Genomic DNA, 24,701 nt, shown 5'->3' on the forward strand with positions numbered 1-24,701 from the left:
AACAACGCCGTCTACGAAGTGGACATGGAATACCCCGAGCACAACCCCACCCACACCGCGTTCAAGGCAGTGGACCGGCTCCTGGAAACCGAGAAAGCCGCGATCCGCAAAACCGACTCCGCCAAGCACCGGTTCTGGAAGATCGCCAACCACGAGAAGAAGAACATCGTGGACGAACCCGTCGCCTACCGCCTGATCCCCACCAACGGGATCCAGCTCGCCGCCGGGGACGAGTCCTACGTCTCCAAACGCGCCCAGTTCGCCCGGAACAACCTCTGGGTCACCGCCTACGACCGGACCGAACGCTTCGCCGCCGGCGAATACCCCAACCAGGCCACCGGCGCCGATGACGGCCTGCACATCTGGACCCAGAAAGACCGGAACATCGTCGATCAGGACCTCGTGGTCTGGTACACCTTCGGCATGCACCACGTCGTCCGCCTCGAAGACTGGCCCGTCATGCCCCGCCAGAACATCGGCTTCATGCTCGAACCCCACGGCTTCTTCAACCAAAACCCCACCCTGAACCTCCCCACCGAAACCCGCACCACCAACAGCGGCCACTGCAGCACCGGCAACGGCCACTAAACAGCTGGCCCTCATGTTCGCCACCATGACCGCATAACCTCAGCAGAGCCAGACACGAAGACGGCGGCACCCCTTCGGGTGCCGCCGTTTAGTGTGCCGCCGTCTTCCTACACTGTCACCGCAGTCCGTGGCTGTGTGCCAGGGCGATGGCTTCGGTACGGGAACCGACGTCGAGCTTCTTGAACAGGTTCCGCACATGGAACTTGACGGTATTCTCGCTGATGCCCATCGCTGAGGCGATGGTGCGGTTGCGGTTTCCGGCGGCGAGGTGCTGGAGCACTTCGAGTTCCCGGGCGGCAAGGTTCCATCCGGCGACATCCCCGGCGGGGCGCGTCGGCAGGTCCAGGGGGAGTGAGACGAACACGTCCGCACCCCAGCCTGGCATGACGTCCATCCGCAGCTGGCCGGTGAGCGCCTGGACCCGGCGGTCCAGGCGGCTGATGCTCGGCGCGTCGGCGGCAAGTGCACCGCGGCCGTCGTCGCGCACGTTGATCAGCAGGTTTTCGCCGTCGCAGTCCCACTGCGTCCGGATGCGGCTGACCTCGGGTTGCTCCATCATGGCCAGCACCAGTCCGCGGACGACTGCCCGTGCCGCGTGGGCAACTTCGCCGGGGAGGGCCCGTCCATTCAGTGGCGGTTCGATGAATTCTGCCTCAATGCCGCTGTAGCTTGTGAGCGGTCGCAGGTCCTCCCGCAGGCGTTCAAATGCTTTGGCGACCGGCTCCTCCACCAGGTCCGTCGTGCGGTCGCTGAGGGTGCGGAGCTTGACCAAGGCCTTGGCGGTGAGGTCAGTGACGGTTGTGCGGGCTACTGCATTGTCCAACTGGGACGAGCGCAGGGCTGCCAGGAGGGTCTCCAGAGTAGTGGAGTGCAGGTCGGTCAGCTCCGCCGTCACACGGATGCGTTCAGCCGAGGCCGCCCGGGATTCCAGCAGGTACGACGGCGGTGCATCCGCCACTTTCTCCTGGATCCGCTTGGCAGCAAGGTTCCAGAGATACCTCACCAGGTCCAGCCCGGCGGTATGGCCTGAATCGACAGCCTGGGAATCGGCGGGCTGGGGATCGGTGATAACGAGGAGTGCCTGGCTGGAGGCATGTTTCAGGGCCAGCGCGGCCCGGGGCCGGCCGGCAAGCTCGGCCTCCCCGAACCAGGGGGTCTCATCCGAAAGGGTGGCGCGAAGCGTGTCAAGCTCGGCGATGGAAACCCGGGAAATAATTTCTTCTGCACCGGCCTTCTTCTGCGGCCGCCCCGTGCAGTCTTCGGTGAAGATCACCAGTGCGCTGCTTCCCAGGTAGGGAAGCAGCGCATCACGTAGCCGCTCCGCTATCTGGGGCAGGGGGGCATCGGCGACTGCTGCCACGGAATGCAGCAGCGGCCACGGCAGGTCTGAAACGGGCATGGTGGACGCCTTCGTGGGCTGGTCGGTGGCTGCGCTCATCCGAACAGTTTACGGCCGCCCAGTCCGAAAGTGTAGTAAAAACCGTCAGAAAACAGTGTTACCCCTACCCATTTGTTTCGGGAGCATGGGTAACAACCGGAAAGCATCCGTTCGGCCGCTGCAGGCCGACGAACCGAATCAAAGGGGATTAACTGTGAATCCGACAGCAACCGCGACGCTTATCGCAGACAGCACCACAACACTCGACTGGACCTCCCAGGACCAGCGGGCCGTGGACACACTCCGGGTTTTGGCCGCAGACGCTGTCGAGAAGGTCGGCAACGGCCACCCCGGCACCGCGATGAGCCTGGCTCCGGCCGCCTACCTTCTGTTCCAGAAGCTGATGCGCCACGACCCGCGCGATCCGGAATGGATCGGCCGTGACCGGTTCATCCTGTCACCGGGTCACTCCTCACTGACGCTGTACAGCCAGCTGTTCCTCTCCGGCTACGGCCTGGAACTGAAGGACCTTCAGGCGCTGCGCACGTGGGATGCGCTGACCCCCGGCCACCCGGAATACAAGCACACCCCGGGCGTGGAAATCACCACCGGCCCGCTGGGCCAGGGCCTGGCCTCCTCGGTCGGCTTCGCCTACTCCCAGCGCCGCCAGCGCGGCCTGTTCGACGCCGATGCTCCCGCCGGCGAGAGCCCGTTCGACCACACCATCTGGGTTATCGCTTCCGACGGCGACATCCAGGAAGGCGTGACCTCTGAGGCTTCGTCCCTGGCCGGCCACCAGGAACTGGGCAACCTCGTGGTCATCTACGACGAGAACCACATCTCCATCGAGGACGACACCGACATCGCCTTCACCGAGGACGTCCTGAAGCGCTACGAAGCCTACGGCTGGCACACCCAGCGCGTGGACTGGACCGAGTCGGGCGAATACGTCGAAGACGTCCAGGAGCTCTACTCGGCGCTGCTGGCTGCCAAGGCTGAGACCTCCAAGCCGTCCATCATCTCGCTGCGCACCATCATCGGCTACCCGGCCCCGAAGAAGCAGAACACCGGCAAGATCCACGGTTCAGCCCTCGGCGCCGATGAAGTCGCAGCCCTGAAGGAAGTGCTGGGATTCGACCCCGAGAAGTCCTTCGAGGTTGACGAGGACGTGCTGGCCCACGCCCGCCGGGTCGTGGACCGCGGCGCGGCCGCCCGCAAGGAATGGGAAGAGTCCTTCTCCGCCTGGCAGTCCGCCAACCCGGAAGCCGCTGCCCTGCTGGAGCGCGTCGAGGCCCGCCGGCTGCCCGCTGAACTCGAGGCCGCACTGCCGGTCTTCGAAGCAGGCAAGGATGTGTCCACCCGCGCCGCGTCCGGCAAGGTCCTGAACGCCATCGGCCCGGTAATGCCGGAACTCTGGGGCGGCTCGGCCGACCTCGCGGAGTCCAACAACACCACGATCGAGGGCTCGCCGTCGTTCATCCCGGCTTCCCGGTCAACGGAAGCGTGGAAGGGCAACCCCTACGGCCGCGTCCTGCACTTCGGTATCCGCGAGCACGCCGCAGCCTCGATCGTGAACGGCATCTCCCTGCACGGCAAGACCCGTGCGTTCTCCGGCACGTTCCTGATCTTCAGCGACTACCAGAAGCCGGCCATCCGCCTCGGCGCCCTGATGGGCGTTCCGTCCATCTACGTGTGGTCGCACGACTCGATCGGCCTCGGCGAGGACGGCCCCACCCACCAGCCGGTGGAACAGCTCGCCACCCTCCGTGCGATCGTCGGCCTGGACGTCGTCCGCCCCGCCGACGCCAACGAAGTTGGCATCGCGTGGAAGACCATACTGGAGAACCACGAGAACCCGGCCGGCATCGTCCTGACCCGACAGAACGTCCCGACGTTCGCCCGCGGCGGGGGCGCCGCCGAGGGTGACACCTTCGCTTCCCCCGCCGGTGTGGCCAAGGGCGGCTACGTGCTGGCCGAGGCATCCAAGGACGGCAAGACCGTGGACGCTCAGGTCATCCTGATCGCCACCGGCTCGGAAGTCCAGCTGGCCGTCCAGGCCCGCGAAGCACTCCAGGCCGAAGGCATCGCCGCCCGCGTGGTGTCCATGCCGTGCGTGGAGTGGTTCAACAAGCAGGACGCTGCTTACCGCGAGGCTGTCCTGCCCGCAGCGGTCAATGCCCGCGTCTCTGTCGAAGCAGGACTTGCCCTGGGCTGGAAGGAATTCGTCGGCGACGCCGGCCGCTCCGTCAGCCTCGAGCACTACGGCGCCTCGGCAGACTACAAGCGCCTGTTCCAGGAGTTCGGCATCACCGCGGAAGCAGTCGCTGCCGCCGCCAAGGACTCCCTCGCCGCCGCCGGCAACTAATTCCCACCCGCGCTGCGGCCTGTGCCGCGGGACGGCCTCCACCGGCGTCCCGCGGCACTGCAAACTGTCACCATTTTCGAAGGAAGAAGCAGAAGCCATGACCAACGCAACACCCACCGCACAGCTTTCCGACGCCGGTTTGTCCATCTGGCTGGACGACCTCTCCCGCGAGCGGCTCGACAGCGGCAGCCTGCAGAAGCTCATCGACCAGAAGAACGTGGTGGGCGTGACCACCAACCCGTCCATCTTCCAGGCTGCGATCACGTCCGGCACGGACTATGACGCAAAGATCGCCGAACTCGCAGCGCAGGGCGCCGGCGTCGAGGAGACGATCTTCGAGATCACGACGGCGGACGTCGCCGACGCCTGCGACCTCTTCGCCCCGATCGCCGCGGCAACCCACGGCGTCGACGGCCGCGTCTCCATTGAAGTCGACCCCCGCCTCGCCTGGGACACCGCCGGCACGATTGCCGAAGCCAAGAACCTCTACAAAAAGGTCGACAAGGACAACGTCCTGATCAAGATCCCGGCCACGATTGAAGGCCTGGAAGCCATTACTGCGGTGCTGGCCGAGGGCATCAGCGTCAACGTGACCCTGATCTTCTCCCTCGAGCGCTACCGGGCAGTCATCAACGCCTTCCAGGCCGGCCTGAAGCAGGCCATGGACAACGGCCACGACCTCTCCAAGATCCATTCCGTGGCATCCTTCTTCGTCTCCCGCGTGGACAGCGAAATCGACAAGCGACTGGATGCGATCGGGACCGACGCAGCCAAGGCACTCAAGGGCAAAGCCGGCGTCGCCAACGCCCGCCTCGCGTACCAGGTCTACGAAGAGCTCTTCTCCACCGAACGCTGGGCTGTCCTGGCCGAGGCCGGTGCGCGCCCGCAGCGGCCGCTGTGGGCTTCCACCGGCGTGAAGGATCCGGCCTACCCGGACACCCTCTACGTCACTGAGCTCGTTGCCGCCGGCATCGTGAACACCATGCCGGAGAAGACCCTGGACGCCACGTTCGACCACGGCGTGGTCACGGGTGACACCATCACCGGTACCTACAGGGAAGCGAACACCGTCCTCAACGCCCTCGAGAACCTCGGCATCTCCTACAACAACGTTGTCGCCCTCCTGGAATCCGAAGGCCTGGACAAGTTTGTTGCCAGCTGGAAGGAACTGCTGGCCGACGTCAACGGTGCCCTCACTACCGCACGGAAGGCATCCTAGACATCATGTCCATTTCACCCCTGAATTGCTGTATCAACCCCAGCATCCTCTCGGCCGACTTCGTCAACCTCGAAGCCGAGTTGGCCCGCATCAGCAACGCCGACGCCGTGCACGTGGATGTCATGGACAACCACTTCGTGCCGAACCTGACCATTGGCCTGCCCGTCGTCGAGCGGATCCAGAAGGTCAGCCCCGTGCCGCTGGACGCGCACCTGATGATTTCCAATGCCGACCGCTGGGCGCCCCAGTTCGCCGACGCCGGCCTGAGCTCGGTGACGTTTCACGTCGAGGCGTCCGACGCCCCCATCAAGCTCGCCCGCGAACTTCGCGCACGCGGGTCCAAGGCGGGCATGGCACTGCGCCCGGCCACCCCGGTGGAACCGTATCTGGACATGCTCCCCGAACTGGACATGCTGTTGATCATGACGGTCGAGCCGGGCTTTGGCGGCCAGGCATTCCTGGACGTCATGCTGCCCAAGATCCGCCGCGCCCGTGCGGCGGTAGAGGGTTCCGGAGTGAACGTAGCCATCCAGGTTGACGGCGGCATCACCGAAGAAACCATCATCCGTGCCGCTGAGGCCGGCGCCAACGTCTTCGTAGCGGGATCGGCCGTGTACGGCAAGCCGTCACCCGAGGATGCCATCGAGTCGCTGCGGGCAAAGGGCCAACTCGCCTTCGGCACATCAACGCCGCGCCCCAACAACGTCGTATTCCAACAAGCCTGAAGGACCACTCATGCGCGTTCACATCGCAACCGACCACGCCGGCATGGAGCTGAGCTCCCACCTCATCACGGCACTGTCAGCCAGCGGCTACGAGATGGTTGACCACGGGCCTGCCGCCTACGACGCCGAGGACGACTACCCCGCATTCTGCATCAACGCCGCGGCCGCCGTCGTGGCAGACCAGGCCGCGGGCGTGGACGCCCTGGGGATTGTGCTGGGCGGTTCCGGCAACGGTGAGCAGATCTCCGCGAACAAGGTCAAGGGCGTGCGTGCTGCGCTGGCTTGGAACCTGGACACGGCCAAACTGGCCCGTCAGCACAACAACGCCAACGTGGTCGCAGTTGGCGGGCGCCAGCACACCGTTGAAGAGGCCACCGAACTGATCAAGGCATTCCTGGCCGAACCGTTCACGAATGCCGAACGGCACGAACGCCGCATCGGCAAGATCGCCACCTATGAGTCCACCGGCGAGGTTGCCGAGTAACATGCCCATTGCAACCCCAGAGATCTATGCCGACATGATCGACCGTGCCAAGAAGGGCGGCTTCGCGTTCCCCGCGGTGAACGTGACGTCCTCGCAGACGCTGAACGCGGCGCTGCGCGGTTTCGCGGAGGCCGAGTCTGACGGCATCGTGCAGGTTTCCACCGGCGGTGCGGCGTACTGGTCCGGTGCGTCCACGAAGGACATGGTTGCCGGGTCGCTGGGCTTCGCGGCGTTTGCCCGTGAGGTGGCCAGGAACTACAACGTGAACATCGCCCTGCACACGGACCACTGCCCCAAGGACAAGCTGGACAGTTTCGTGCTGCCGCTGCTGGCCGCGTCCGAGGCCGAGGTCAAGGCCGGCCGCAACCCGATCTTCAACTCGCACATGTGGGACGGTTCGGCCGAGACGCTGCAGGAAAACCTGCGGATCGCCCGCGAGCTGCTGGACCGTACCGCTGCCGCCAAGATCATCCTCGAGGTCGAGATCGGCACGGTCGGCGGCGAGGAGGACGGTGTCGAGCACGAGATCAACGAGAAGCTGTACACCACGGTGGAGGACGCGCTGGCCACGGTTGAGGCGCTGGGTTCGGGCGAGAACGGCCGCTACATCACTGCCCTGACCTTCGGTAACGTCCATGGCGTGTACAAGCCGGGCGGGGTGAAGCTGCGCCCGGAGATCCTGAAGGACATCCAGGCCCAGGTCGGGGCGAAGATCGGCAAGGACAGCCCGTTCGACCTGGTCTTCCACGGCGGGTCGGGTTCCTCGGATCAGGAGATCGCGGACGCTGTGTCTTACGGCACGATCAAGATGAACATCGACACGGATACCCAGTACGCGTTCACGCGTCCGGTGGCGGACCACATGTTCCGCAACTACGACGGCGTGCTGAAGGTCGACGGGGAGGTGGGCAACAAGAAGACCTACGACCCCCGCGTCTGGGGCGCCTCCGCCGAAGCCGGCCTCGCAGCACGCGTGGTTGAGGCAACCCAGCAGCTGGGCTCGGCAGGCAAGACCCTCTAGCCAATTACCACCACTACACGTTGAAAGTGATCACATGAGCACTGAACCATCATCAGCCACTGGTCTCGGAGCCGGGGCTGCGTACCGGGTCCACATAGGCAGCGACCATGCGGGCCTTGAATTGAGCCGTTCGCTGCAACGGGAACTGACAAGCCTGGGATATGACGTGGTGGACCACGGGCCGGCGGAGTACGACGCCCAGGACGACTATCCCGGATTTTGCATCACTGCCGCTGAGGGAGTGGCCCGCGACATCAACGTCAACCGGCCAAGCCTCGGCATCGTCATCGGCGGCTCCGGCAACGGCGAACAGATCGCGGCGAATAAAGTCAGGGGCATTCGCGCCGCTTTGGTCTGGAACGAGTCGACTGCAAGGTTGGCCCGGCAGCACAATGACGCGAACGTCATCGCCATCGGAGCCCGCGAACACACGCCGGAGGAATGCCTCAAATTCGCGGTCCTTTTCCTCCAGGAGCCTTTCACCCATGACTCCCGGCACAAACGCCGCATCGCGCAGATCGCCGACTACGAAACCTGCCTCACCCCACTGGCATGCGAGATCAGCCGAAGGGACGCCCTGGCACGCATCAGCCTCAGCGCATAGGACGCCGCCTTCTCGAAAGGCGGCGTCCTTCAATCGATGAGCGGATCCAGAGGATCCCGCCGTGACCTCACCCAGGGCAGGCCGCTGAGCAACGGATCGTCCGGCGAGATGTGCGCGGAGATATCCGTCGCCGTCCGCCCTTTGCCGCGCCGTAGGCAAGGTGGTGGGCGTCGTCCCCACGCGCCCACCACGGCACCTAACTGGGTAGCATTTCTGGGCGTTCCGAGGGCTGGGAATACCGTGCTGCAACCTACTTTCGTTCTCCGGTGGACTTGCAAAAACTTATTAGTTCCGCCTGCCCGGTGCCCGATGGGCCCTTAAATGTCAGGCCCTCCCCCTAGTCTGAGAGTGTCCGGTAAGGGAGAGGCCGGCAAGTGGTTTCAGAAGACAAGTGGTTTCAGAAGGCGCGTGATTTCAGAAGACGAGGGTCCCGGGGAGGGGGCGCGGCATGGAGGTCCAAGCATTCGTCACCGACGAAACGTGGGTTCCGGCTGTCGACTTCACAGATCACGAGGATTCGCTGCTTACCGGAAGGGTGAGCTTTCCGCTCCCCTCCTTCCTCACGGCCGACGAGGCGCTCTCCGTGGTGGAGTCGACCGACCGGCTCGTCGCCTGGGCAACAGCCATAAAAATGAGCGCCCTGGCCAGGGTCGAAGAAGCGATTGGCGAAGAATCTCCCCGGCGCCGAGGGAACCAGCCGGTGCGGTTTGGAGGGGACGAGGCCCATGCGCTCGCCGTCAGTGAAGTGTCCACCGGCTGTGCGCTCACGGAAGGCACAGCCGCACGCTTCCTGAACGACGCCGCGGATCTGACGACGTCCCGGTGGGAGGTTCTTGAGGCGGTTGAGGCGGGCGAGATCTCCGAGGCACACGCCCGGATCATTCTCGACCAGGCACGCTCTCTCCCTTCCGAGCAGGCCGAGAAATTCGCCGCAGTGGCCCTGCGGCGCACGCGGACGCGGCAGGGCCGACGCCGCACCCCGGCCGAATTGCGCGCGTGCCTGCGTCGGCTGCGCGAGAGCCTCCACCCTGAGAGCCTCGCGGCCCGGAAGGCGTCTGCGCAGCGCGAACGGGGTGTGTGGTTCTCGCCCGAGCCGGACGGCATGTGCACGCTATCCGCGTTCCTCACGGTGGAAGTGGGGATGGCCATTTTTAATGGGCTCGACCGCGATGCGCGGGAGGCTAGCGCGCGGGCTGCAGAGCCCGGGGCCCTTCCCTTCCTTCCTGGGCCCGGCACTGCCCTTGGGCGCGGCGCACCTACCGAATCCAGCACACTGTCGGAGCTTCGCGCTGATGCGTTCACATACCGGTTTTTGGGCGCATCTGATGAGCCGGAATCTGGAGCGTTCCGCGCCGAGGTCGTGGTGACCATTCCCGTCGGACACATCCTCGGCGACGGCCTTGTCCTCGACGACGGCTCCGAAACAGCCGAACTTGAAGGCTACGGTCCCGTTGACGCTGTCACGGCCCGCCGCCTGGCGGCACTTGCCCCCACATGGCAGCGGCTCTTCACCGACTGCACCACTGGCCAGGCGCTGGGTGTTGGCCGTGTGGCCTACCGTCCACCGAAGATGCTGCGCCGGTACCTGTATTGCCGTGACGGTACCTGCCGGTTCCCGGGATGCACCCGCCGGGCCACTGCCTGCGAACCCGACCACACCATCGAATGGCAGGACGGTGGCACCACCGACGCCGGCAACCTGGCAATGCTCTGCCGAAAGCACCACGCCCTGAAGTCCATCGGTGCCTGGAGCTATAGACAGTCGTCCCCAGGCGGGGATCTTGAGTGGCGTTCACCGCTGGGCCGGGAATACAGCACCGAAGCCGTGGATTTCGGCAAAGCCTTTTACCCGCCCAAGGAGCCAGAACCCCCGCCATTCTAGGGGTGGACCGCATTTACAACTGGCTCTGCGTCAGGATGGTTCGGTTCTCCCGTGGCTCGGTTCTGGGTGGCCGCTTCTGGTCTGGCCGGTTCTAGTCTGGCTCAGTCCAGTGCGAGGCGGGTCTGGATGCCTTCGACCAACTTCACATAGGCACGTCAACCTCGTCGGCGGGCACCTGCGAGAACCCCGGGAAGAACTCGTGATAGCCGGAAGCCTCCGCCCGGACTGTGGGGGATGACGGCGTTGATCCACTCCGGAGGAAGTTTGGGTATTAGCTATGCCGGCCGGTGCGTGGCGATCAGCCCGCTGGCCATCCGCCGGGCGCGGCGGGCCGAGAGCCTGTCACCTTCGGCGGCGGCGATGATCGAGCCCTTCATGAGGATGTGCCAGGAGAGGGCGAACGCCTCGGAGTCCTCCAGGCCCGCTTCGTCCGCCAAGAGCCGTACCTGTTGGCGGATCCTGGCCAGGTACTCGATGCTCGCGCGCCCCAGCGGATGCGAGGCCCCCATTTCCAGCAGCACCTTAACAAAGGAGCAGGCTTCGAAATCATCCTCCTGAAACCACTCGTCATAAACGTCGAAGATGGCCAACAGCTGGTCTTCGGGGTTGTCTGCCCTGCTTCTTGCTTCCGGGACCACCGACCCCATCATCCACAGCTCGTCCCGGCGCTTCAAAAAGGCCAGCGCCACGTCGTCCTTCGACGGGAAATGCCGGTAGAACGTCGCCTTGGCGACGCCCGAGGCGCGGATCAGCTCGTCGACGCCGACATCTCGGATTCCACGGTGGGAGAACAATTGGTAGGCGGTGACCACAATACGGGTGCGGACATCATCAGGATCTTCAAGGTTGTCTGTGACTGTCCTCATGGCAGGGAATTCTACCTCTGGCATGCAATATTCTGCCGTGGCTGCCGGAAGAGTCATCCGAGGTGGCTACGGCCCCGGAGAACTGTGATGAGGCGCTGATCGCCGACGGAGTCTGAAGTTTTTGTACAGCTGTCGCGACTTTACGGGGCGCTAGAGGCCATTATCTGCACAAAAACTCGAAGGGTACGGCTGGGGCATGCGGCGTCCTTCACAGCGGCTTGTTCTGATCGTCCTCTGCCTCGGGGTCCACGCCGTCCCCGTAGTGGGTGGCAGCAGCGAGTCCGGCCACTTGCTGGTCCGCGTTTGTCTGGCCCGGAGGCAACTTCTTCCCGTCGCCGCCTTCGGTTTCCTGCACAGCACCGGGCACCACATCTTCCCGCAGGTGTGGGTCGCGGGGCAGGTCGGCGTTCTTTTCCCTGTCCGTCATGCACTCAGGGAAACAGGTGCGTTCGATTGCCGCAAGGGGTAGCAGAATCGCCTGCGAGGCTGAACCCGCCGTCGGCTTTCTCTGTCGCTCCGGCTAGGCCGTGGCTTCGTCGTCCACAGTGGGGCCAGCCTGCAGTGTGTGATCGATCTGGGCGGATTCGATGAGCTGCGTCATGGCAACGTGGATGTCCTCCGCCTGGGTGCGGGTGAGGCCGAGCTTGGCCAGCATGGTGCCGGGCACGCCCATCGCCCTGTCGCGGAGCGCGGTCCCGTCGGGGGTCAGGCCGACTGCAAGGGAGCGTTCATCCCCGGGAACGCGGCGGCGGGTGACGTATCCCAGGGCTTCGAGCCGCTTGAGCAGGGGAGACAGGGTGGCCGGGACCAGGAGGAGGGCGTCGCTGATTTCCTTGACTGAACGCGGGCTCTTCTCCCACAGAGCCAGCATCACCAGGTACTGCGGGTGGGTGAGGTTGAGCTCCTGCAGCACGGGCCGGTAGGCGCCGATGACGGTGCGTGAGGCGACAGCGAGGGCGAAGCAGAGCTGCCGCTCGAGCAGGAGGTCATCGTCGCTCCCTGGGGGGGAAGTCATGAAGCCATGATATCGAAGTGGCAGTTGGAGGCGGCTGACCGCCGCCCCGAGCCCTCACGGTGCCTACGGGAACATGGCGAGGAAGAGGAATGCGGCGAACAGCACCAGGTGGATGGCCCCCTGCAGGCGGGTGGCGCGGCCCGGCACGACCGTGAGTGTTCCCACGATGACGCTCAGCAGGAACAGGACGATCTGCGTGCCGCCGAGGCCCAGCGTCAGCGGTCCCGGCAGCCAGATGCTGGCGATAGCGATTGCTGGAATCGTCAGGCCGATGCTGGCGATCGCCGAGCCGTAGGCCAGGTTGAGGCTGATCTGGATCCTGTTCCGCGAAGCGGCCCGGGTGGCGGCAAGTCCCTCCGGAAGCAGGACCAGGAGTGCGATGACCACGCCCACAAAGGACTCCGGGATCCCGGCGCGGCTCACGCCCGCTTCGATGACCGGGGATACGGTTTTGGCCAGTCCGACGACGGCGACCAGCGCCACGCAAAGCAGCGCCAGGCTTGTGTAAGTGGCCCGGTTAGTGGGGGTGGGGCCGTGCAGTCCGTCGTCGCCGTCGTCGGCGGACACGACCGGAAGGAAGAAGTGGCGGTGACGCACGGTCTGGGTCAGCACAAACAGGCCGTAAAGCGACAGCGACGCCACGGCCGCGAAGCCCAGCTGCAGGGGCGAAAACTCAGGCCCCGGCCGCGCCGACGTGAAGGTCGGCAGGACAAGCGTCAGCGTGGCGAGGGTTGTGACCACAGCCAGGGCCGCACCGGCTCCCTCCGGATTGAACCGCGGAATGCCATACCTTCGGGCGCCCACCAGCAGGGCAATCCCCACAATGCCGTTGGCTGTGATCATGACGGCGGCGAAGACTGTGTCCCGTGCCAGCGAGTGGCTTCCCTCGCCGCCGGACGCGATCAGCGTGACGATCAGGGCCACCTCGATGATGGTCACAGCGACCGCCAGCACGAGCGATCCGAAGGGCTCGCCGACGCGCTCGGCCACGACTTCGGCATGATGCACGGCCGCCAGCACGGCGCCAACCAGGACCACCGCGATGACGGTGGCCAGCACCGGACCTGGGGAAACTCCCCAGGTCACAGCCAGCATGATCAGGCCGACGAGGGGAACGACGGCGGTCCAGGACGATCGGAGCCGGGCCAGCACAGCGCTATCTTCTCAGTGCTGGCCCTTCAGAGCTAGCCCCCTGGTGCTAGCCTTCACACTCCGAGCAGTACTTCTTGCCGTCCTTTTCGCGCGCGAGCTGGCTGCGGTGGTGGACCAGGAAGCAGGACATACAGGTGAACTCATCTTCCTGCACCGGAACAACCTGGATCAGCAGCTCTTCGTGCGAGAGGTCGGCACCGGGAAGGTCGATGCCTTCGGCGGTGTCGGCTTCTTCCACATCAAGCAGGGCAGTCTGGGATCCGCCCTGGCGGGACTGGATGGCCTCCAGCGACTCGTTGGCCGGCTGGTCCTCTTGGGCCACGCGAGGGGCGTCGTAGTCAGTTGCCATGGTTTTTACTCCTTCGGCTGTGCGCCGGACGGCGCGCATTCGCAGGACTCAACGAGCGGGCGCCGCCAGGTATTCCCGGATACCGGGGACGGGTTAAGGTCCCCAAAGTTTAGAGGATAATTTCGCGGGTCATGCCGAACGGAACCTGCTCGGAGAGCGTGGCGGTGTAGCTCCCGGGCCTGTTGCGCGTGACCATGATCCCGTGTGTCCCGGTAAGAATGGCCGCCTCCTGAAGGCACTTGACGGCGGCATCCAGCCTCTCGTCGAGGATCTGGCGGTCGTTTACCTGGATGTCGATGGTCTTCGTGGTGCTGGGCATGGGTGTCCTTTGGGGTGTTGAAACGCTTGAACTGTTCGGAGTTTCGGGCCGCTCGCGAGCCAGCGGCAGGGCGCTCCGGGATGTCTGCGTACGCAGCGTCGACCGGATGCCAATATGTGTGGCCTGTAGGCCGCTGGTGCACCGCCCCCACGGGCTCTGATGTAAGCCTGTCCACGCGTACGGTTCGCGTGCATCATGTTCGGTGCCTGCATAAAAGTAGAACGGCGGGACCAACACTTTGTCAACGTTTTGGGTCGGAGGGGCCGGGAAGGGCCGCGAAAGGCCGCGAGAGGCCGCCGCCGGGTTAGGCTGTTCCGTGCTCCGTCTGAAACGCCTTGCGGTTCTTAGCCTTTTCGCGTTCTGCGCCATCACCGCGTGCGCGTTCTGGCTCTTCGGCGCGACCAATGCGGGCGTGCCCGGCGCGGGGAACTCCGGCGCGGGGGTGCGTGCAGCCCAGCCGGCCCCGCCGCAGGCGGCGGGAAAGTTCGTGCCGCCGGCAAGTGGCAGTGCGCATGCCGTCAACATCACCAGGACCGTCGATCCGGGCTGGGTGGCACGCACCGCCGCGCGGACAGGAATCCCCGCGCGGGCCCTCCGGGCGTACGTCGCCGCGGCCGGCCTGGCGAATGCCGCAGCGCCAGCGTGCGGGATCGGCTGGAATACGGTGGCCGCCGTCGGGTTCGTCGAATCCGCGCACGGCGCACTCGGGGGCGGCCGCCTCACGGAGTCGGGGGACGTAAGTGGCCCGATCGTCGGGCCTGGCCTCAACGGGGACGGCTTTGCTGCCATTGCCGATACCGACGGCGGCGCGCTGGACGGCGACGCCCTCTGGGACCGCGCCGTCGGACCCATGCAGTTCATCCCCTCCACGTGGAAGCTGGCAGGGCGGGACGCGAACGGCGATGGAGTAACCGATCCGCACAATATTGACGACGCCGCTCTCAGCGCTGCCGGCTACCTGTGCGACGGCGGCCGGGACCTCACCACGCCCCAGGGGTGGAATGACGCCGTCTGGTCCTACAACCAGTCCGAGGCGTACCTGGCCGACGTTGGTGAGAAAGCTATTGAGTACGCGGAGCAGGCCGGGCCTGCCAACTAGGCCCGCCTGCCAGCGCAGATCCTGTTCAGTCCGGATGCGGGCGCGTCCTTAATCCGCGAGGATCTGGTACAGGGCCCGGCGGGTCTCATCGATCTTTTCCATTGCGGCGGCACGCTGTTCGTCGTTTGCCGCGAACCGGAACTGATGAATGACACCCATGAGCTTTTCAACGCTCTGGTGAAACGCAGGTCCTGACTCCTCGGCACTGGTGTTCCAGGCTCGGTCCAGTTCCTCGGCGTGGTCAGCCACATACTTGCGTCCTTGGTCGGTGAGTGCGAACTCGGTGCGGCGGCCGTCGCCCACCGGTGCAATGAGTTCCTCGTCGACGAGCTGCTGGAGCGTGGGGTAGACGGAGCCCGGGCTGGGCCGCCAGGCGCCGGACGACTTCTCGGCAATGGTCTTGATGATCCCGTAGCCGTTGGACGGAGCTTCCGCCAGGAGCGAGAGGATCGCGGAGCGGACATCGCCCCTGTTGGCCCGGCGTGAACCGCCCGGACCAAAGCCCGGGCCAAAGCCGCGGCCGGGGCCAAACCTGCCATGGCCGTGCGGCCCGCGCCGGCTCCTTCCCCGCTCGAAGCGTCCCGCCTCGGGTCCGAAATCCGAAAATCTGTGGTGGTCGTGAATGCCTTTCATGGGGCATCGTCCTTCCGTTGAGCATCACTCCTCTCTGAAGCGATACTCAACGATATATCGGTACATATCGGCGGTCAAGAACTTTTTGATGCTCGCATGCTACGCGGACGCGCATGCGCGCCCGCCGGTCAGGCCTCCTCGAGTTGCAGATGTGGAGTCGGGCGGCGGAAGCCGCGGGTGAGGTAGGCCAAATAGGCAAGGCCAAGTGCTGCCCAGGAAAGTCCCAGCGAGAATCACAGTCCGCTGAGGCAACGCCGTCAGTGCCACATTCCCGCCCGGGACATCGGGGCTCACGCGAGTCCTGGTCCGTGGTGTCGGATATAAATGAATGAAGTTCATTTAGTAAGCAGTGACGGGAATCACGGTCAAGTGCCGCGGGAAGGTTACGCGCCGGCCTCTTCGGCGCGGCTCGGCGGCAACCTCGCAATTACTGAACCCGGCTGGCCGCCCGTGCAGTTTCGGCGATTCGTTCCGTTGCGGCCCAGGAGGCCAGGAGCCGCAGTGCTTCGTCGGACGGGCTACCCGGAACGGCGGGATAGACCGTGAGCGTGTGGCCGGGGTCGTCTTCGAGCTCCATGGCCGCGTACGTCAGTTCCAGATGCCCGACGACGGGATGGCGGAAGGTCTTGGTTCCGGAGTAGTGGCGGCGGACATTGTGTGCAGCCCAGCGGGTGCGGAACTCGTCGCTGCGCATGGAGAGTTCGCCGACGAGTTCGGTGATGCGCTTGTCGTGCGGGTTTCGGCCGGCCTCGCGGCGCAGGATCGCGACGTTGACGTTGGCTGCACGGTCCCAGTCGGGGTAGAAGTCGTGGGAGAGCGGGTCCAGGAAGATGAATCTTGAGTGGTTCGCGGGGCGCGCCGTGACGCGGTACATGTCGGAGTACATGGCGTAGCCGAGGTCATTCGCGGCCACGATGTCCATCCGGTTGTTGGCGATGAACGCCGGGGCGCCCGTTATCGCATCCAGCAGGTACTGCATGGCCGGCCGCACGCTGACAGGGGTGCTCTTGGCCCGGTTCCGGGCCGTGGTGTTGGCTGCCCGGGCGAGGTCGTAGAGGTGGTCGTGCTCGGCCCGGTCAAGCTGAAGGGCCTGCGCGATCGCGTCGAGGATGCTGTCGGAGGCGCCGCTGAGGTTGCCGCGTTCGAGACGGGTGTAGTACTCAACGCTGACCCCCGCGAGACGCGCCACTTCCTCCCGGCGAAGGCCGGGAACACGCCGTCGGCCGCCAATCGGTTCCAGGCCCGCCTGCGCCGGAGTGATCCGGGAACGGCGGGAAACCAGGAACTCCCGTGCCTCGGTTCGGTTGTCCATACGGTCAGGCTTCGCCCCGCCGGCTGACCATCTCGTTGATCCAGATCGGCGCGAAGGGCGACGTGCAGTTCGGCGGGGTCGGGTAGTCCTTGAGTACTTCCAGCCGTTCGCCGATGTCGACGGCCCGGCCGCGGTGGCCGGCATGCTCGATGCCGATCTGCGCCAGAGTGTGGTTCATCGCCCACTGCAGGCGTTCCGGGGCGCCTTTCATTTCCGCCTCGATGGTGTCCAGGAGTCCGGACAGGTCGAGGCCCTCGGGCTTTTTCCCGACCCGCTCCGTGGTCAGTGCCCAGCCGGCGCTCGCAACCACAGGGTCGGGGTCGTCAGTCCACGCGACGCGCAGTTGTTCAGCGTGCGGGCTCTTCTTCACCACGTAGTTCACCAGCCAGTCATGCACCTTGGGGGCGCGCGCCTGGCGCAGCATGGCGTCCAGTTCCTGCAGTTCGAAGGCCTTCGGCCGGCAGATCAGCAGTGACAGTAGCCGGGCCGCGGTGTTATCGGTGGCCCACAAATCACGGGCAAGATCGTGCTGGGTCTTCAGCCGCTTCGCGACGGCGCGCAATGCGGACAGGTTCACACCGTGGTCATCGCCGCGCCTCTGGTTCGCCTCGCGCATCCCCGGATCCTCAAGCGCGGCCAGTTCGGCCATCAAACCGTCAATTGTTGTCTCCGCCATTACTGCTCCTGCTCGCTGGCTGCTGTCCCCTCGCATTGTACGGTCACCACATGCTGACCACGCCGGACTGGCAGCCTGCGTGCCATGGACTAAGGTCAAAGCAACCCATCCCAGAGAGGCGGTCCCTGCCGGCCCATGAGTGCGCCCGGATACCTTGCGGCTTCGATACCCCCGAGGATGGCCATGGCCGGCTCCGCTGTGGCAATCCCCATCCTCGCTGTGCAGCAGTTGAACGACGTGGGTGTCGGGGGTGCGCTGGTTGCCGTGTCCCTCGGCCCGAGCGTCCTCGCCGCACCGCTGGCGGGTGCTGCCCTCGACCGTGCCCGGCGCCCCGCCCTGCTGATGGCCGCTTCCGGAGTACTTACCGCCCTGGCCTTCGCCGCAACCGCATTCCTCGGCCAGCTCCCGCTGCCGCTTGTGTTCGCCTGCCTGGCTGTGGCGGGCGCAGCCTCACCCTTCTACATGGGCGGACTTTCCAGCTTCGTCGCCGATGTGATCCCCGACGGCCGCCGGGCGTTTGCCTTCGATGCCCTTTCCTATAACGTCTCAGCCGTCGCGGGACCGGCCTTCGTGGCCGTCATGGCTGTGTTCCTGCCCGCTTCGGCGGCGCTCGCGGTGCTGTCTGCCACCGCCGCTGCAGGCGCAGTGAGCGTCAGCATCATCGGGCTGAAGCCGCACTCAGCGCCCAGGGTTTCACCGTGGCAGGCAGTCGCGGCAGGGCTGCACCGTATTTTCAGCCACCGCCCTCTGGCCGTGGTCACCGCTGCCTCCACGCTGACCCAGGTTGGCCAGGGCGGACTGGCGATTGCCGCCGTCGCCCTCTCCATCGAACGGATCGGCTCACCCAGCGACGGGGCACTCGTGGTGACGTCCTTCGCCGTCGGCAGCCTGCTGGGTGCGCTGTGCGAGACAGTCCGTCCCAGCCGGGCACGGCCGCACGTTGTCATGATGGCCGGCTTCCTCGCAACCGGCCTCTTGACCGTCGGCGCCGCCGTCGACATGGGCACGGCCTGGACCGTCGTCGCCATCGGCCTGTCCGGCGTCTTCACGGCATCCACCGCCGCCGCGATGCTCTTCCTCCGCAACCGGCTGAGCCCGCCCCACCTCAGGTCGCAGATCTTCACCGTCGGCGCGGGCTTTCGCGCCAGCGCCTCCGCCGGAGGCGCAGCCCTGGCCGCCTCCGCCACAGGACTCGGCGGCGCACTCAGCCTTGTTGTGGTCGGTGCCGTCTGGGTTGTCTCAGCCGCGCTGATGGCCGCCTACCCGCGAGGCATCCAGGCGGAAGCCTAGTCAGCGGCCACGGAGCTTCAACAAACACCCGATATACTGGGGGGCACTATGGACGACCCTCCTTCACATATGCCCTGGCCCCTCCACCTTCTGACCGGTTCGCCGGCCACCACGGGAGAGGGGCGCCCGAATGTATGAATGGATCATGCTCGGCATCGGCCTCGTTCTCACGGTCGGTACCGGTTTCTTTGTTGCTTCCGAGTTCGCGCTGGTCAATCTGGACCGGAACGATCTTGAAGCCCGCCAGGCCCGCGGGGAAAAGCGCCTCACCAGCACAATCAAGGCGTTGAAGATCACCTCGACGCATCTGTCCGGTGCCCAGCTCGGCATCACCCTGACCACCCTGCTGACCGGCTACACGTTTGAGCCGGCGATCAGCTCCATGCTGCACGGCCCACTGCTCTCCGTGGGAATCCCTGAGGGCGTTGTTCCCGGCGTCGGCGCAGTGGCGGGCATCTTCATCGCCACCATTTTTTCGATGGTGATTGGTGAGCTGGTGCCCAAGAACTTCGCCCTGGCCCTGCCGCTGGCCACGGCCAAAGTCGTGGTTCCGTTCCAGACCCTCTTCACTACCGTCTTCAAGCCCGTGATCCTGCTGTTCAACAACACCGCGAACCGGATCATCCGCTCTTTCGGGATTGAGCCCAAGGAAGAGCTTTCCGGCGCCCGCAGCGCCGAGGAACTGAGTTCGCTGGTACGCCGGTCCGCGATGGAAGGCGTCCTGGACGCGGACCACGCCGTGTTGCTGCACCGCACGCTGCGATTCTCTGAGCACTCCGCCGCGGACGTCATGACACCCCGCGTGCGGATGACGGCAGTAAACGCCCATGACACGGCCGAAGAGATCGTCGCCCTCGCCACCACCACCGGCTACTCCCGCTTTCCCGTCATCGGGGAGGACCGCGACGACGTGCTCGGCGTGCTGCACGTCAAGCAGGCCTTCGCTGTGGCCATCGAAGAACGGGCCCGCTTCACTGCTTCGGAGCTGATGATCGAGCCGCTGCGGGTGCCGGAATCCATGGGGGTCGACACGCTGTTGGTCCTGCTGCGCAAACAGGGGCTGCAGGTGGCCATCGTCTCAGACGAACACGGCGGAACCGCCGGCATCGTCACCCTTGAGGACCTCGTGGAAGAGATCGTCGGCGAGCTTGAGGACGAACATGACCGTGCCCGCACCGGCGTTGTCAGGACCGGGCGGTCCATCACCTTTGATGCATCCCTGCGGCCCGACGAACTGCTGGACCGGACCGGCATCGCAGTGCCCGACGGCGAGGAATACGACACCCTCGCCGGCTTCGTCACCGACCAGCTGGACCGCATCCCGGAACTGGGCGATGAAGTGAAGATCGACGGCGGCACCCTCCGCGTGGAACGGGTCCTGGGAACCCACGTGGAGCGGATCCGCTTCACCCCGGACGCCTCACAAGAAGCGACTAAGAGCGCCCATGACAGGATCATCGATGGCCTCACACAGGAGCTGACCCATGAGTGAGTACCTTCCGGGCATCATCTGGCTCGCAGTCCTGCTGGTGGTCAACGGCTTCTTCGTCGGCGCCGAGTTCGCCGTCATCTCCGCCCGCCGGTCGCAGATCGAACCCAAGGCGGAGGCGGGCAGCAAGGCTGCGAAAACCACGCTCTGGGCGATGGAGCACGCAACGCTCATGCTGGCCACCAGCCAGCTGGGCATCACGGTCTGCTCGCTGGTGATCCTGAACGTCTCCGAACCGGCGATCCACCACCTGCTGGAGATCCCGCTTGGCCTGACGTCCCTGTCCGGGGAAGCGATCGGAATCATCGCCTTCGTCACGGCGCTGCTGCTGGTGACCTTCCTGCACGTGGTGCTCGGCGAGATGGTCCCCAAGAACATTTCGTTCTCGGTACCCACCCGCGCCGCGCTGATCCTGGCCCCGCCGCTGGTGATGGTGGCGCGCCTGTTCAAACCGGTGATCTGGACCCTGAACGGCATCGCCAACTCCATCCTCCGCCTGTTCCGGGTGGAGCCCAAGGACGAGGCCACCAGCGCCTACACCCTGGACGAGGTGGCCAGCATCGTCGAGCAGTCAACGAGGGAAGGCGTCCTGACCGATAACACCGGCGCCCTCACCGCGGCCTTCGAGTTCACGGAAAAGACCGTGGCCGACGTCGAGGTTCCGGTCGCCGAGATGGTGTTCCTGCCGGCGTCGTCGACGCCGGCAGACATCCAGCGGGCCGTCGCCGAGCACGGCTACTCCCGTTACATCCTGACCGACGACGACGGCGACCCCTCCGGTTACCTTCACCTGAAGGACGTCATGGACCTCACCACGCCGGAGAAGTTCACCCGGCCCGTGCCGGAGAAACGGATCCGCCGGCTGGCCTCGACGTTCCGCGGCAGTGAGCTCGAGGATGCCCTGGCCACCATGCGCCGCACCGGCGCGCACGTGGCCAGGGTCTTCGACGCACGGGGAAACACCACCGGTGTGCTCTTCCTCGAGGACATCATCGAGGAACTGGTGGGCGAGGTGCAGGACGCCACCAGCAGCTCCTAACCCACCCTGGAAACAAACGATCCCGGAACACAAACGAGTCCGGTGCCTGGCGGCTGATCGCCGCCAGGCACCGGACTCGGTGGTTGATGCTGGTTTTTCTCTACTTGTTGGCTACCGCCTTGGGACCTGCGGTGCCGCCGAGCGTGGATTCAATCCATACCGTGCCCGGGTTGGTGGTGCCGGCTGCCGCGTTGCGGAGCCGCAGGGTGAACACGCCACCGGTTGCCGGTGCCACAGCCGCGGTAACGGCTGGCTGGCCCAAGATCCGGCCGGTGGGGCCGCCGACGCGGATGGTGACGGTGCCGCCAACCACGGAGCTGGTGCCGTCGATCCTGAGGTCGCCGGTCTTCCACTGGGCGACGCCGATGGTTACCCGGTCCGTGACCGGCACTACCTTCACTTCATCGGTCCGGACCGTCGCGCCGACCGTTACGGTGAGGCGGAACGTGAGCGCATTGTTGGTCATCGGTGTCCTGAAGACGGGGAGGCTGAAGGTCGGCTTGAGCGTTTTGGCCCCGGTGAGCGTGACCTGGTCCGGATCGGTTGGCCCGGTCAGGACCTGCTCCCACAGATAGGTTGCTCCGGTGGTGGTGGAGCCCGTGCCGTCAAGAGTGACCGGGGTGGCCGTGGTGCGTCGGACAATGTTCTGGTCCGGGCCGGCCACTGCGACAACGGCGCCCTGAGCGGTGACGGCGGCGGTCTTGGCCGATTCGGGTCCGGTGCCGTTGACGTTGCTGGCCTTGATGGTGAACTGGTAGGCGGTGTCGCCCGCAAGCCCGCCGTAGACGAGCGATGTTGCCGTGCCTGCTGCCGTCTGCGGCGCGCCGAATGCTGTGCCGTTAGCGGTGTAGGCCTGGAGGGTGTAACCGGTGATCGTCAGGCCGGGGGCGCCGGGGTTCGGCGCGGTCCATGTCAGTGTGGCCGTGCCCTGGCCCACCACAGGTGCCCCGGAGAAAGCCGGTGCGGCGGGAACCGGATCGTTGGTGACGGTGAAGACGGCCTGGCTGATGGTGGAGACGTTGCCCGAGGGGTCGAACGCGGCAAACCGCAGGGTGGTGGTGGCAGGGATGTCCATCGGGGCGGTGTAGCGGATAGCCGTCGCACCGAGGACGCCGCCGGAGAGGACCGGATCGGAACCGTCGGTGGTGTAGTAGATGTCGCTGCCCGTTTCGTTGGCGGTCAGGGTGACCCGCTGTGCCACGGGGGAGGTGCCGCCGTTGGGCGTCGCAGATACGGTCGGAGCCGTGCTGTCCGTGACCGGGATGGCGTGGGCTGCGGGGTAGGTCTCGCCGACGCTGCTGATGCCCACGACGTACACGTCGTAGTCCTCGGTGGCGGAGAGGCCGGTGATGGTGGTGCCGGTGGCCGCCTGGCCGGAGATGCGCTTGCCGATCTCCACCTGCTCGTTGCCGGTCACGGTCTTGCCGACTGCGACGGCGCGGTAGCCGGTGATGGCCGGGGTTCCGGGGATGGCTTCGGCCGGCGTCCAGTTCAGCTTCAGCCCGCCGGAAACCTTGGCGGCCGTGATGCCGGACGGTGCAGGAGGCCCGGACTGCAGCGGGCCGTTGGGGCAGCCGCCCATGCCGGGTCCGCCGGGTTCGCCGTACTCGGCGATGGTCAGGCCCTGCCGGTTGGCGTCTGCGTCTTCGAACTGCCAGGCCATGGCGCGCTCGCCGAGCCCGGCGTTGGCGGCGATTTCAGCGGTGGCGGCGTCGTCGAAGTTGTAGATGGCGGTGAAGGTGTCGCCCGCGACTTCCAGGCTTGAGGAGTAGCCGCCCTTGGGGGCCGGTGTGAGCGCGCCGGGGACGGCGCGGATGTCCCGGCGTGCCACCGTGGTGTCCTTGAGCGCAGGCTCAATGATGCGCTGTTCCATCTGGGCGGGGTTGACCCCTGCGCCGATGTGCCCCTTGACGGTGAGGGTGCTGCCGCTGAGCGTGGCATCGCCGGTCACGTAGGCGTCCTGGACGGTGGTTTCGCCACCGTCAGTGGCACCGAACTTGATGGAGACGACGTCGCCCGGGAGGATGTCCGGCGTGACGTTCAGGCCGGTTCCTGCACCCCAGCAGTAGCCGCCGGGATGGTTGACTTCGAAGGCGACATCCCCGGCAGCCACCACGCCCTGGGCTGAGCCGATCACCTTGCCGGCGCGGCGCACCTCGACCGTGCCGGTCTCTCCGATGTGGTTCTGGTAGCCCTCGATGGTGACGAAGTCACGGTTGGGGAAGACAACGATGTTGTCCGGAAAAGTGGGTACGGCCGCGCTGGCGGCGGGAATGGCGAACATGGACGTTGAGCAGATGACGGCCGAGACGGTGGCAAAGATTCCGGCCTTGCGGGCGCCGGGACGGCGAGAAGTGTGCGCTCCCGGCTCGCTTTGTGCTGATTTCATGATGACCTCATCGATCCGAGTGCGCGACCTTCACGCACAATCACAGAATCAACAGGGCCCCTTGGGGAAACGCTGGGCGTTTTGGCTTGGAGAAACGAGCCGGGCCACCAAAATGGCGGCACTCTTTGGTCCCCCCACATGGAGGGGCCCCGAGGGGGACCAGGGTGATTTGCCCATGTCAGCACCGGGATTCCCCGCGTTCAGCCCTTCCCGGGACGTAGACCCCCCACTCGGGTTGGAACCCCCAATTCCCCCAGTGCTGGGGGATCAGAATTCCGGGTTTCCCCAAGGGAATGGCCGGAAATGGGGCAGCTTTAGCCTTGGCGGGCCTTCTTTTCCGACTTCTTGGCAGCCTCTTCCTTCACGCGCTGGGCTTCGGCGCGGACGGCGGCGTGCGTGGCACGCTCGGCGACGAGCCACGCAGGGGGAGCCTGCAGCAGCGCGGTGATTTCCGCCGTCGTCAGCGCCTCTTCAACGCCGCCGCGGGCAAGGCCGCTGATGGAGATGTTGAGCTTCTGCGCCACCACAGGGCGGGGGTGCGGGCCGTTGCGGCGCAGTTCTGCCAGCCACTCCGGCGGGTTGGACTGCAGCTCGGCGAACTCTGCGCGGGTGATGGTTGAATCCTGGAACTCCTGGGGCGTCGCTGGCAGGTAGATGCCAAGCTTCTTGGCAACGGTGGCCGGCTTCATGGACTGGGAGTTAGCGGAGGTCATGCATTAAGGGTATCCGGCTGGGCCTGCTCCCCTGACCAAGGCCTGTGGCCAACGCGCGCCGCGCTGTGCGTGCCGGTGGCAGTACTGTGAAGGT

The 24,701-nt window shown here is 65.8% G+C and carries 24 protein-coding genes; 12 read left to right on the forward strand and 12 right to left on the reverse strand.

Annotated elements, in window-relative coordinates:
- Nucleotides 1-588 (forward strand): copper amine oxidase (locus tag AC57BR_RS13045; RefSeq protein ID WP_496361181.1); only part of this gene is annotated, 588 nt, incomplete at its 5' end.
- Nucleotides 589-703: 115 nt separating this feature from the next.
- Here the strand turns inward: AC57BR_RS13045 and AC57BR_RS13050 are convergent.
- Nucleotides 704-2,026: a helix-turn-helix transcriptional regulator gene (locus AC57BR_RS13050; RefSeq protein ID WP_496361183.1), complete on the reverse strand. Its 1,323-nt coding sequence runs from the start codon at nt 2,024-2,026 to the stop codon at nt 704-706.
- Nucleotides 2,027-2,180: 154 nt separating this feature from the next.
- Between AC57BR_RS13050 and tkt the strand changes: the two genes are divergently transcribed.
- The 7 genes from tkt (at nt 2,181) to AC57BR_RS13085 (ending at nt 10,266) form a co-directional block, all read left to right on the forward strand.
- Complete coding sequence (tkt, locus tag AC57BR_RS13055) at nt 2,181-4,331, forward strand: transketolase (RefSeq protein ID WP_496361185.1); 2,151 nt, start codon at nt 2,181-2,183, stop codon at nt 4,329-4,331.
- 97 nt (nt 4,332-4,428) lie between these two features.
- Complete coding sequence (tal, locus tag AC57BR_RS13060; protein ID WP_496361187.1) at nt 4,429-5,550, forward strand: transaldolase; 1,122 nt, start codon at nt 4,429-4,431, stop codon at nt 5,548-5,550.
- Nucleotides 5,551-5,555: 5 nt separating this feature from the next.
- Nucleotides 5,556-6,275: a ribulose-phosphate 3-epimerase gene (rpe, locus tag AC57BR_RS13065; protein WP_496361189.1), complete on the forward strand. Its 720-nt coding sequence runs from the start codon at nt 5,556-5,558 to the stop codon at nt 6,273-6,275.
- Between the two features lie 10 nt (nt 6,276-6,285).
- The gene (locus AC57BR_RS13070) at nt 6,286-6,759 is read left to right on the forward strand and encodes a ribose-5-phosphate isomerase (RefSeq protein ID WP_496361191.1); all 474 of its coding nucleotides are present in this window, start codon (nt 6,286-6,288) and stop codon (nt 6,757-6,759) included.
- 1 nt (nt 6,760) lies between these two features.
- On the forward strand, nt 6,761-7,780 hold the full coding sequence (gene fbaA / locus AC57BR_RS13075; RefSeq protein ID WP_496361193.1) for a class II fructose-bisphosphate aldolase: 1,020 nt from the start codon (nt 6,761-6,763) through the stop codon (nt 7,778-7,780).
- A gap of 34 nt (nt 7,781-7,814) precedes the next feature.
- Nucleotides 7,815-8,384 carry a ribose-5-phosphate isomerase gene (locus AC57BR_RS13080; RefSeq protein WP_496361195.1) on the forward strand — a complete coding sequence of 190 codons (570 nt, stop codon included), beginning with the start codon at nt 7,815-7,817 and terminating at the stop codon, nt 8,382-8,384.
- 448 nt (nt 8,385-8,832) lie between these two features.
- Complete coding sequence (locus AC57BR_RS13085; RefSeq protein WP_496361197.1) at nt 8,833-10,266, forward strand: HNH endonuclease signature motif containing protein; 1,434 nt, start codon at nt 8,833-8,835, stop codon at nt 10,264-10,266.
- A 275-nt stretch (nt 10,267-10,541) separates the two neighbouring features.
- Here the strand turns inward: AC57BR_RS13085 and AC57BR_RS13090 are convergent, their stop codons facing one another.
- From AC57BR_RS13090 to AC57BR_RS13115, 6 genes are all read right to left on the reverse strand, one after another.
- Complete coding sequence (locus AC57BR_RS13090; protein ID WP_496361199.1) at nt 10,542-11,132, reverse strand: TetR/AcrR family transcriptional regulator; 591 nt, start codon at nt 11,130-11,132, stop codon at nt 10,542-10,544.
- Nucleotides 11,133-11,340: 208 nt separating this feature from the next.
- Nucleotides 11,341-11,559: a hypothetical protein gene (locus AC57BR_RS13095; RefSeq protein WP_496361201.1), complete on the reverse strand. Its 219-nt coding sequence runs from the start codon at nt 11,557-11,559 to the stop codon at nt 11,341-11,343.
- Between the two features lie 93 nt (nt 11,560-11,652).
- Nucleotides 11,653-12,147 carry a MarR family winged helix-turn-helix transcriptional regulator gene (locus tag AC57BR_RS13100; protein ID WP_496361203.1) on the reverse strand — a complete coding sequence of 165 codons (495 nt, stop codon included), beginning with the start codon at nt 12,145-12,147 and terminating at the stop codon, nt 11,653-11,655.
- 63 nt (nt 12,148-12,210) lie between these two features.
- Nucleotides 12,211-13,299, reverse strand: a complete 1,089-nt coding sequence (locus AC57BR_RS13105; RefSeq protein ID WP_496361205.1) for a calcium:cation antiporter — start codon at nt 13,297-13,299, stop codon at nt 12,211-12,213.
- A gap of 46 nt (nt 13,300-13,345) precedes the next feature.
- A complete protein-coding gene (locus AC57BR_RS13110) occupies nt 13,346-13,648 on the reverse strand; it encodes a DUF4193 domain-containing protein (protein ID WP_003802821.1) in 303 nt (100 codons plus the stop codon).
- Between the two features lie 109 nt (nt 13,649-13,757).
- Nucleotides 13,758-13,967 (reverse strand): hypothetical protein, encoded by a 210-nt coding sequence (locus AC57BR_RS13115; protein WP_496361207.1) that lies wholly within the window; start codon nt 13,965-13,967, stop codon nt 13,758-13,760.
- Nucleotides 13,968-14,283: 316 nt separating this feature from the next.
- Between AC57BR_RS13115 and AC57BR_RS13120 the strand changes: the two genes are divergently transcribed.
- On the forward strand, nt 14,284-15,066 hold the full coding sequence (locus AC57BR_RS13120; RefSeq protein WP_496361209.1) for a lytic transglycosylase domain-containing protein: 783 nt from the start codon (nt 14,284-14,286) through the stop codon (nt 15,064-15,066).
- A gap of 48 nt (nt 15,067-15,114) precedes the next feature.
- Here AC57BR_RS13120 and AC57BR_RS13125 read toward each other — a convergent pair whose 3' ends face one another.
- The 3 genes from AC57BR_RS13125 to AC57BR_RS13135 all read right to left on the reverse strand — a co-directional run bounded on the left by AC57BR_RS13125 (nt 15,115) and on the right by AC57BR_RS13135 (nt 17,687).
- Nucleotides 15,115-15,699 carry a PadR family transcriptional regulator gene (locus AC57BR_RS13125; RefSeq protein WP_496361211.1) on the reverse strand — a complete coding sequence of 195 codons (585 nt, stop codon included), beginning with the start codon at nt 15,697-15,699 and terminating at the stop codon, nt 15,115-15,117.
- A gap of 427 nt (nt 15,700-16,126) precedes the next feature.
- Nucleotides 16,127-17,011 (reverse strand): helix-turn-helix transcriptional regulator, encoded by an 885-nt coding sequence (locus AC57BR_RS13130; RefSeq protein WP_496361213.1) that lies wholly within the window; start codon nt 17,009-17,011, stop codon nt 16,127-16,129.
- Nucleotides 17,012-17,015: 4 nt separating this feature from the next.
- Nucleotides 17,016-17,687: a DNA alkylation repair protein gene (locus tag AC57BR_RS13135; protein WP_496361215.1), complete on the reverse strand. Its 672-nt coding sequence runs from the start codon at nt 17,685-17,687 to the stop codon at nt 17,016-17,018.
- Between the two features lie 183 nt (nt 17,688-17,870).
- On the opposite strand from AC57BR_RS13135, the gene AC57BR_RS13140 reads away from it, so the two are divergent.
- From AC57BR_RS13140 to AC57BR_RS13150, 3 genes are all read left to right on the forward strand, one after another.
- Nucleotides 17,871-18,977, forward strand: coding sequence for an MFS transporter (locus AC57BR_RS13140; protein ID WP_496361217.1), 1,107 nt, complete (start codon nt 17,871-17,873; stop codon nt 18,975-18,977).
- Between the two features lie 130 nt (nt 18,978-19,107).
- Nucleotides 19,108-20,469, forward strand: a complete 1,362-nt coding sequence (locus AC57BR_RS13145; RefSeq protein WP_496361219.1) for a hemolysin family protein — start codon at nt 19,108-19,110, stop codon at nt 20,467-20,469.
- The gene (locus tag AC57BR_RS13150; RefSeq protein ID WP_496361221.1) at nt 20,462-21,505 is read left to right on the forward strand and encodes a hemolysin family protein; all 1,044 of its coding nucleotides are present in this window, start codon (nt 20,462-20,464) and stop codon (nt 21,503-21,505) included. Before AC57BR_RS13145 ends, AC57BR_RS13150 begins: the two co-directional genes overlap by 8 nt.
- A 100-nt stretch (nt 21,506-21,605) precedes the next feature.
- Here AC57BR_RS13150 and AC57BR_RS13155 read toward each other — a convergent pair whose 3' ends face one another.
- Nucleotides 21,606-23,894, reverse strand: coding sequence for a fibronectin type III domain-containing protein (locus tag AC57BR_RS13155; protein ID WP_496361223.1), 2,289 nt, complete (start codon nt 23,892-23,894; stop codon nt 21,606-21,608).
- Between the two features lie 314 nt (nt 23,895-24,208).
- Entirely contained in the window at nt 24,209-24,607 is a 399-nt protein-coding gene (locus AC57BR_RS13160; RefSeq protein WP_496361225.1) for a DUF5997 family protein, read from the reverse strand.
- Nucleotides 24,608-24,701 lie beyond the last annotated feature (94 nt).

This window comes from Arthrobacter sp. BGA-UO-ETr-C19, from assembly GCF_059568005.1.

What these genes read in the sequence shown, in the direction of transcription:
- AC57BR_RS13050 (WP_496361183.1), bottom strand. Translation starts at nt 2,026, where the DNA reads ATGAGCGCAGCCACCGACCAGCCCACGAAGGCGTCCACCATGCCCGTT.
- tal (WP_496361187.1), top strand. Translation starts at nt 4,429, where the DNA reads ATGACCAACGCAACACCCACCGCACAGCTTTCCGACGCCGGTTTGTCC.
- rpe (WP_496361189.1), top strand. Translation starts at nt 5,556, where the DNA reads ATGTCCATTTCACCCCTGAATTGCTGTATCAACCCCAGCATCCTCTCG.
- AC57BR_RS13070 (WP_496361191.1), top strand. Translation starts at nt 6,286, where the DNA reads ATGCGCGTTCACATCGCAACCGACCACGCCGGCATGGAGCTGAGCTCC.
- fbaA (WP_496361193.1), top strand. Translation starts at nt 6,761, where the DNA reads ATGCCCATTGCAACCCCAGAGATCTATGCCGACATGATCGACCGTGCC.
- AC57BR_RS13080 (WP_496361195.1), top strand. Translation starts at nt 7,815, where the DNA reads ATGAGCACTGAACCATCATCAGCCACTGGTCTCGGAGCCGGGGCTGCG.
- AC57BR_RS13085 (WP_496361197.1), top strand. Translation starts at nt 8,833, where the DNA reads ATGGAGGTCCAAGCATTCGTCACCGACGAAACGTGGGTTCCGGCTGTC.
- AC57BR_RS13090 (WP_496361199.1), bottom strand. Translation starts at nt 11,132, where the DNA reads ATGAGGACAGTCACAGACAACCTTGAAGATCCTGATGATGTCCGCACC.
- AC57BR_RS13095 (WP_496361201.1), bottom strand. Translation starts at nt 11,559, where the DNA reads ATGACGGACAGGGAAAAGAACGCCGACCTGCCCCGCGACCCACACCTG.
- AC57BR_RS13100 (WP_496361203.1), bottom strand. Translation starts at nt 12,147, where the DNA reads ATGACTTCCCCCCCAGGGAGCGACGATGACCTCCTGCTCGAGCGGCAG.
- AC57BR_RS13110 (WP_003802821.1), bottom strand. Translation starts at nt 13,648, where the DNA reads ATGGCAACTGACTACGACGCCCCTCGCGTGGCCCAAGAGGACCAGCCG.
- AC57BR_RS13115 (WP_496361207.1), bottom strand. Translation starts at nt 13,967, where the DNA reads ATGCCCAGCACCACGAAGACCATCGACATCCAGGTAAACGACCGCCAG.
- AC57BR_RS13125 (WP_496361211.1), bottom strand. Translation starts at nt 15,699, where the DNA reads ATGAAAGGCATTCACGACCACCACAGATTTTCGGATTTCGGACCCGAG.
- AC57BR_RS13130 (WP_496361213.1), bottom strand. Translation starts at nt 17,011, where the DNA reads ATGGACAACCGAACCGAGGCACGGGAGTTCCTGGTTTCCCGCCGTTCC.
- AC57BR_RS13135 (WP_496361215.1), bottom strand. Translation starts at nt 17,687, where the DNA reads ATGGCGGAGACAACAATTGACGGTTTGATGGCCGAACTGGCCGCGCTT.
- AC57BR_RS13140 (WP_496361217.1), top strand. Translation starts at nt 17,871, where the DNA reads ATGGCCGGCTCCGCTGTGGCAATCCCCATCCTCGCTGTGCAGCAGTTG.
- AC57BR_RS13145 (WP_496361219.1), top strand. Translation starts at nt 19,108, where the DNA reads ATGTATGAATGGATCATGCTCGGCATCGGCCTCGTTCTCACGGTCGGT.
- AC57BR_RS13150 (WP_496361221.1), top strand. Translation starts at nt 20,462, where the DNA reads ATGAGTGAGTACCTTCCGGGCATCATCTGGCTCGCAGTCCTGCTGGTG.
- AC57BR_RS13155 (WP_496361223.1), bottom strand. Translation starts at nt 23,894, where the DNA reads ATGAAATCAGCACAAAGCGAGCCGGGAGCGCACACTTCTCGCCGTCCC.
- AC57BR_RS13160 (WP_496361225.1), bottom strand. Translation starts at nt 24,607, where the DNA reads ATGACCTCCGCTAACTCCCAGTCCATGAAGCCGGCCACCGTTGCCAAG.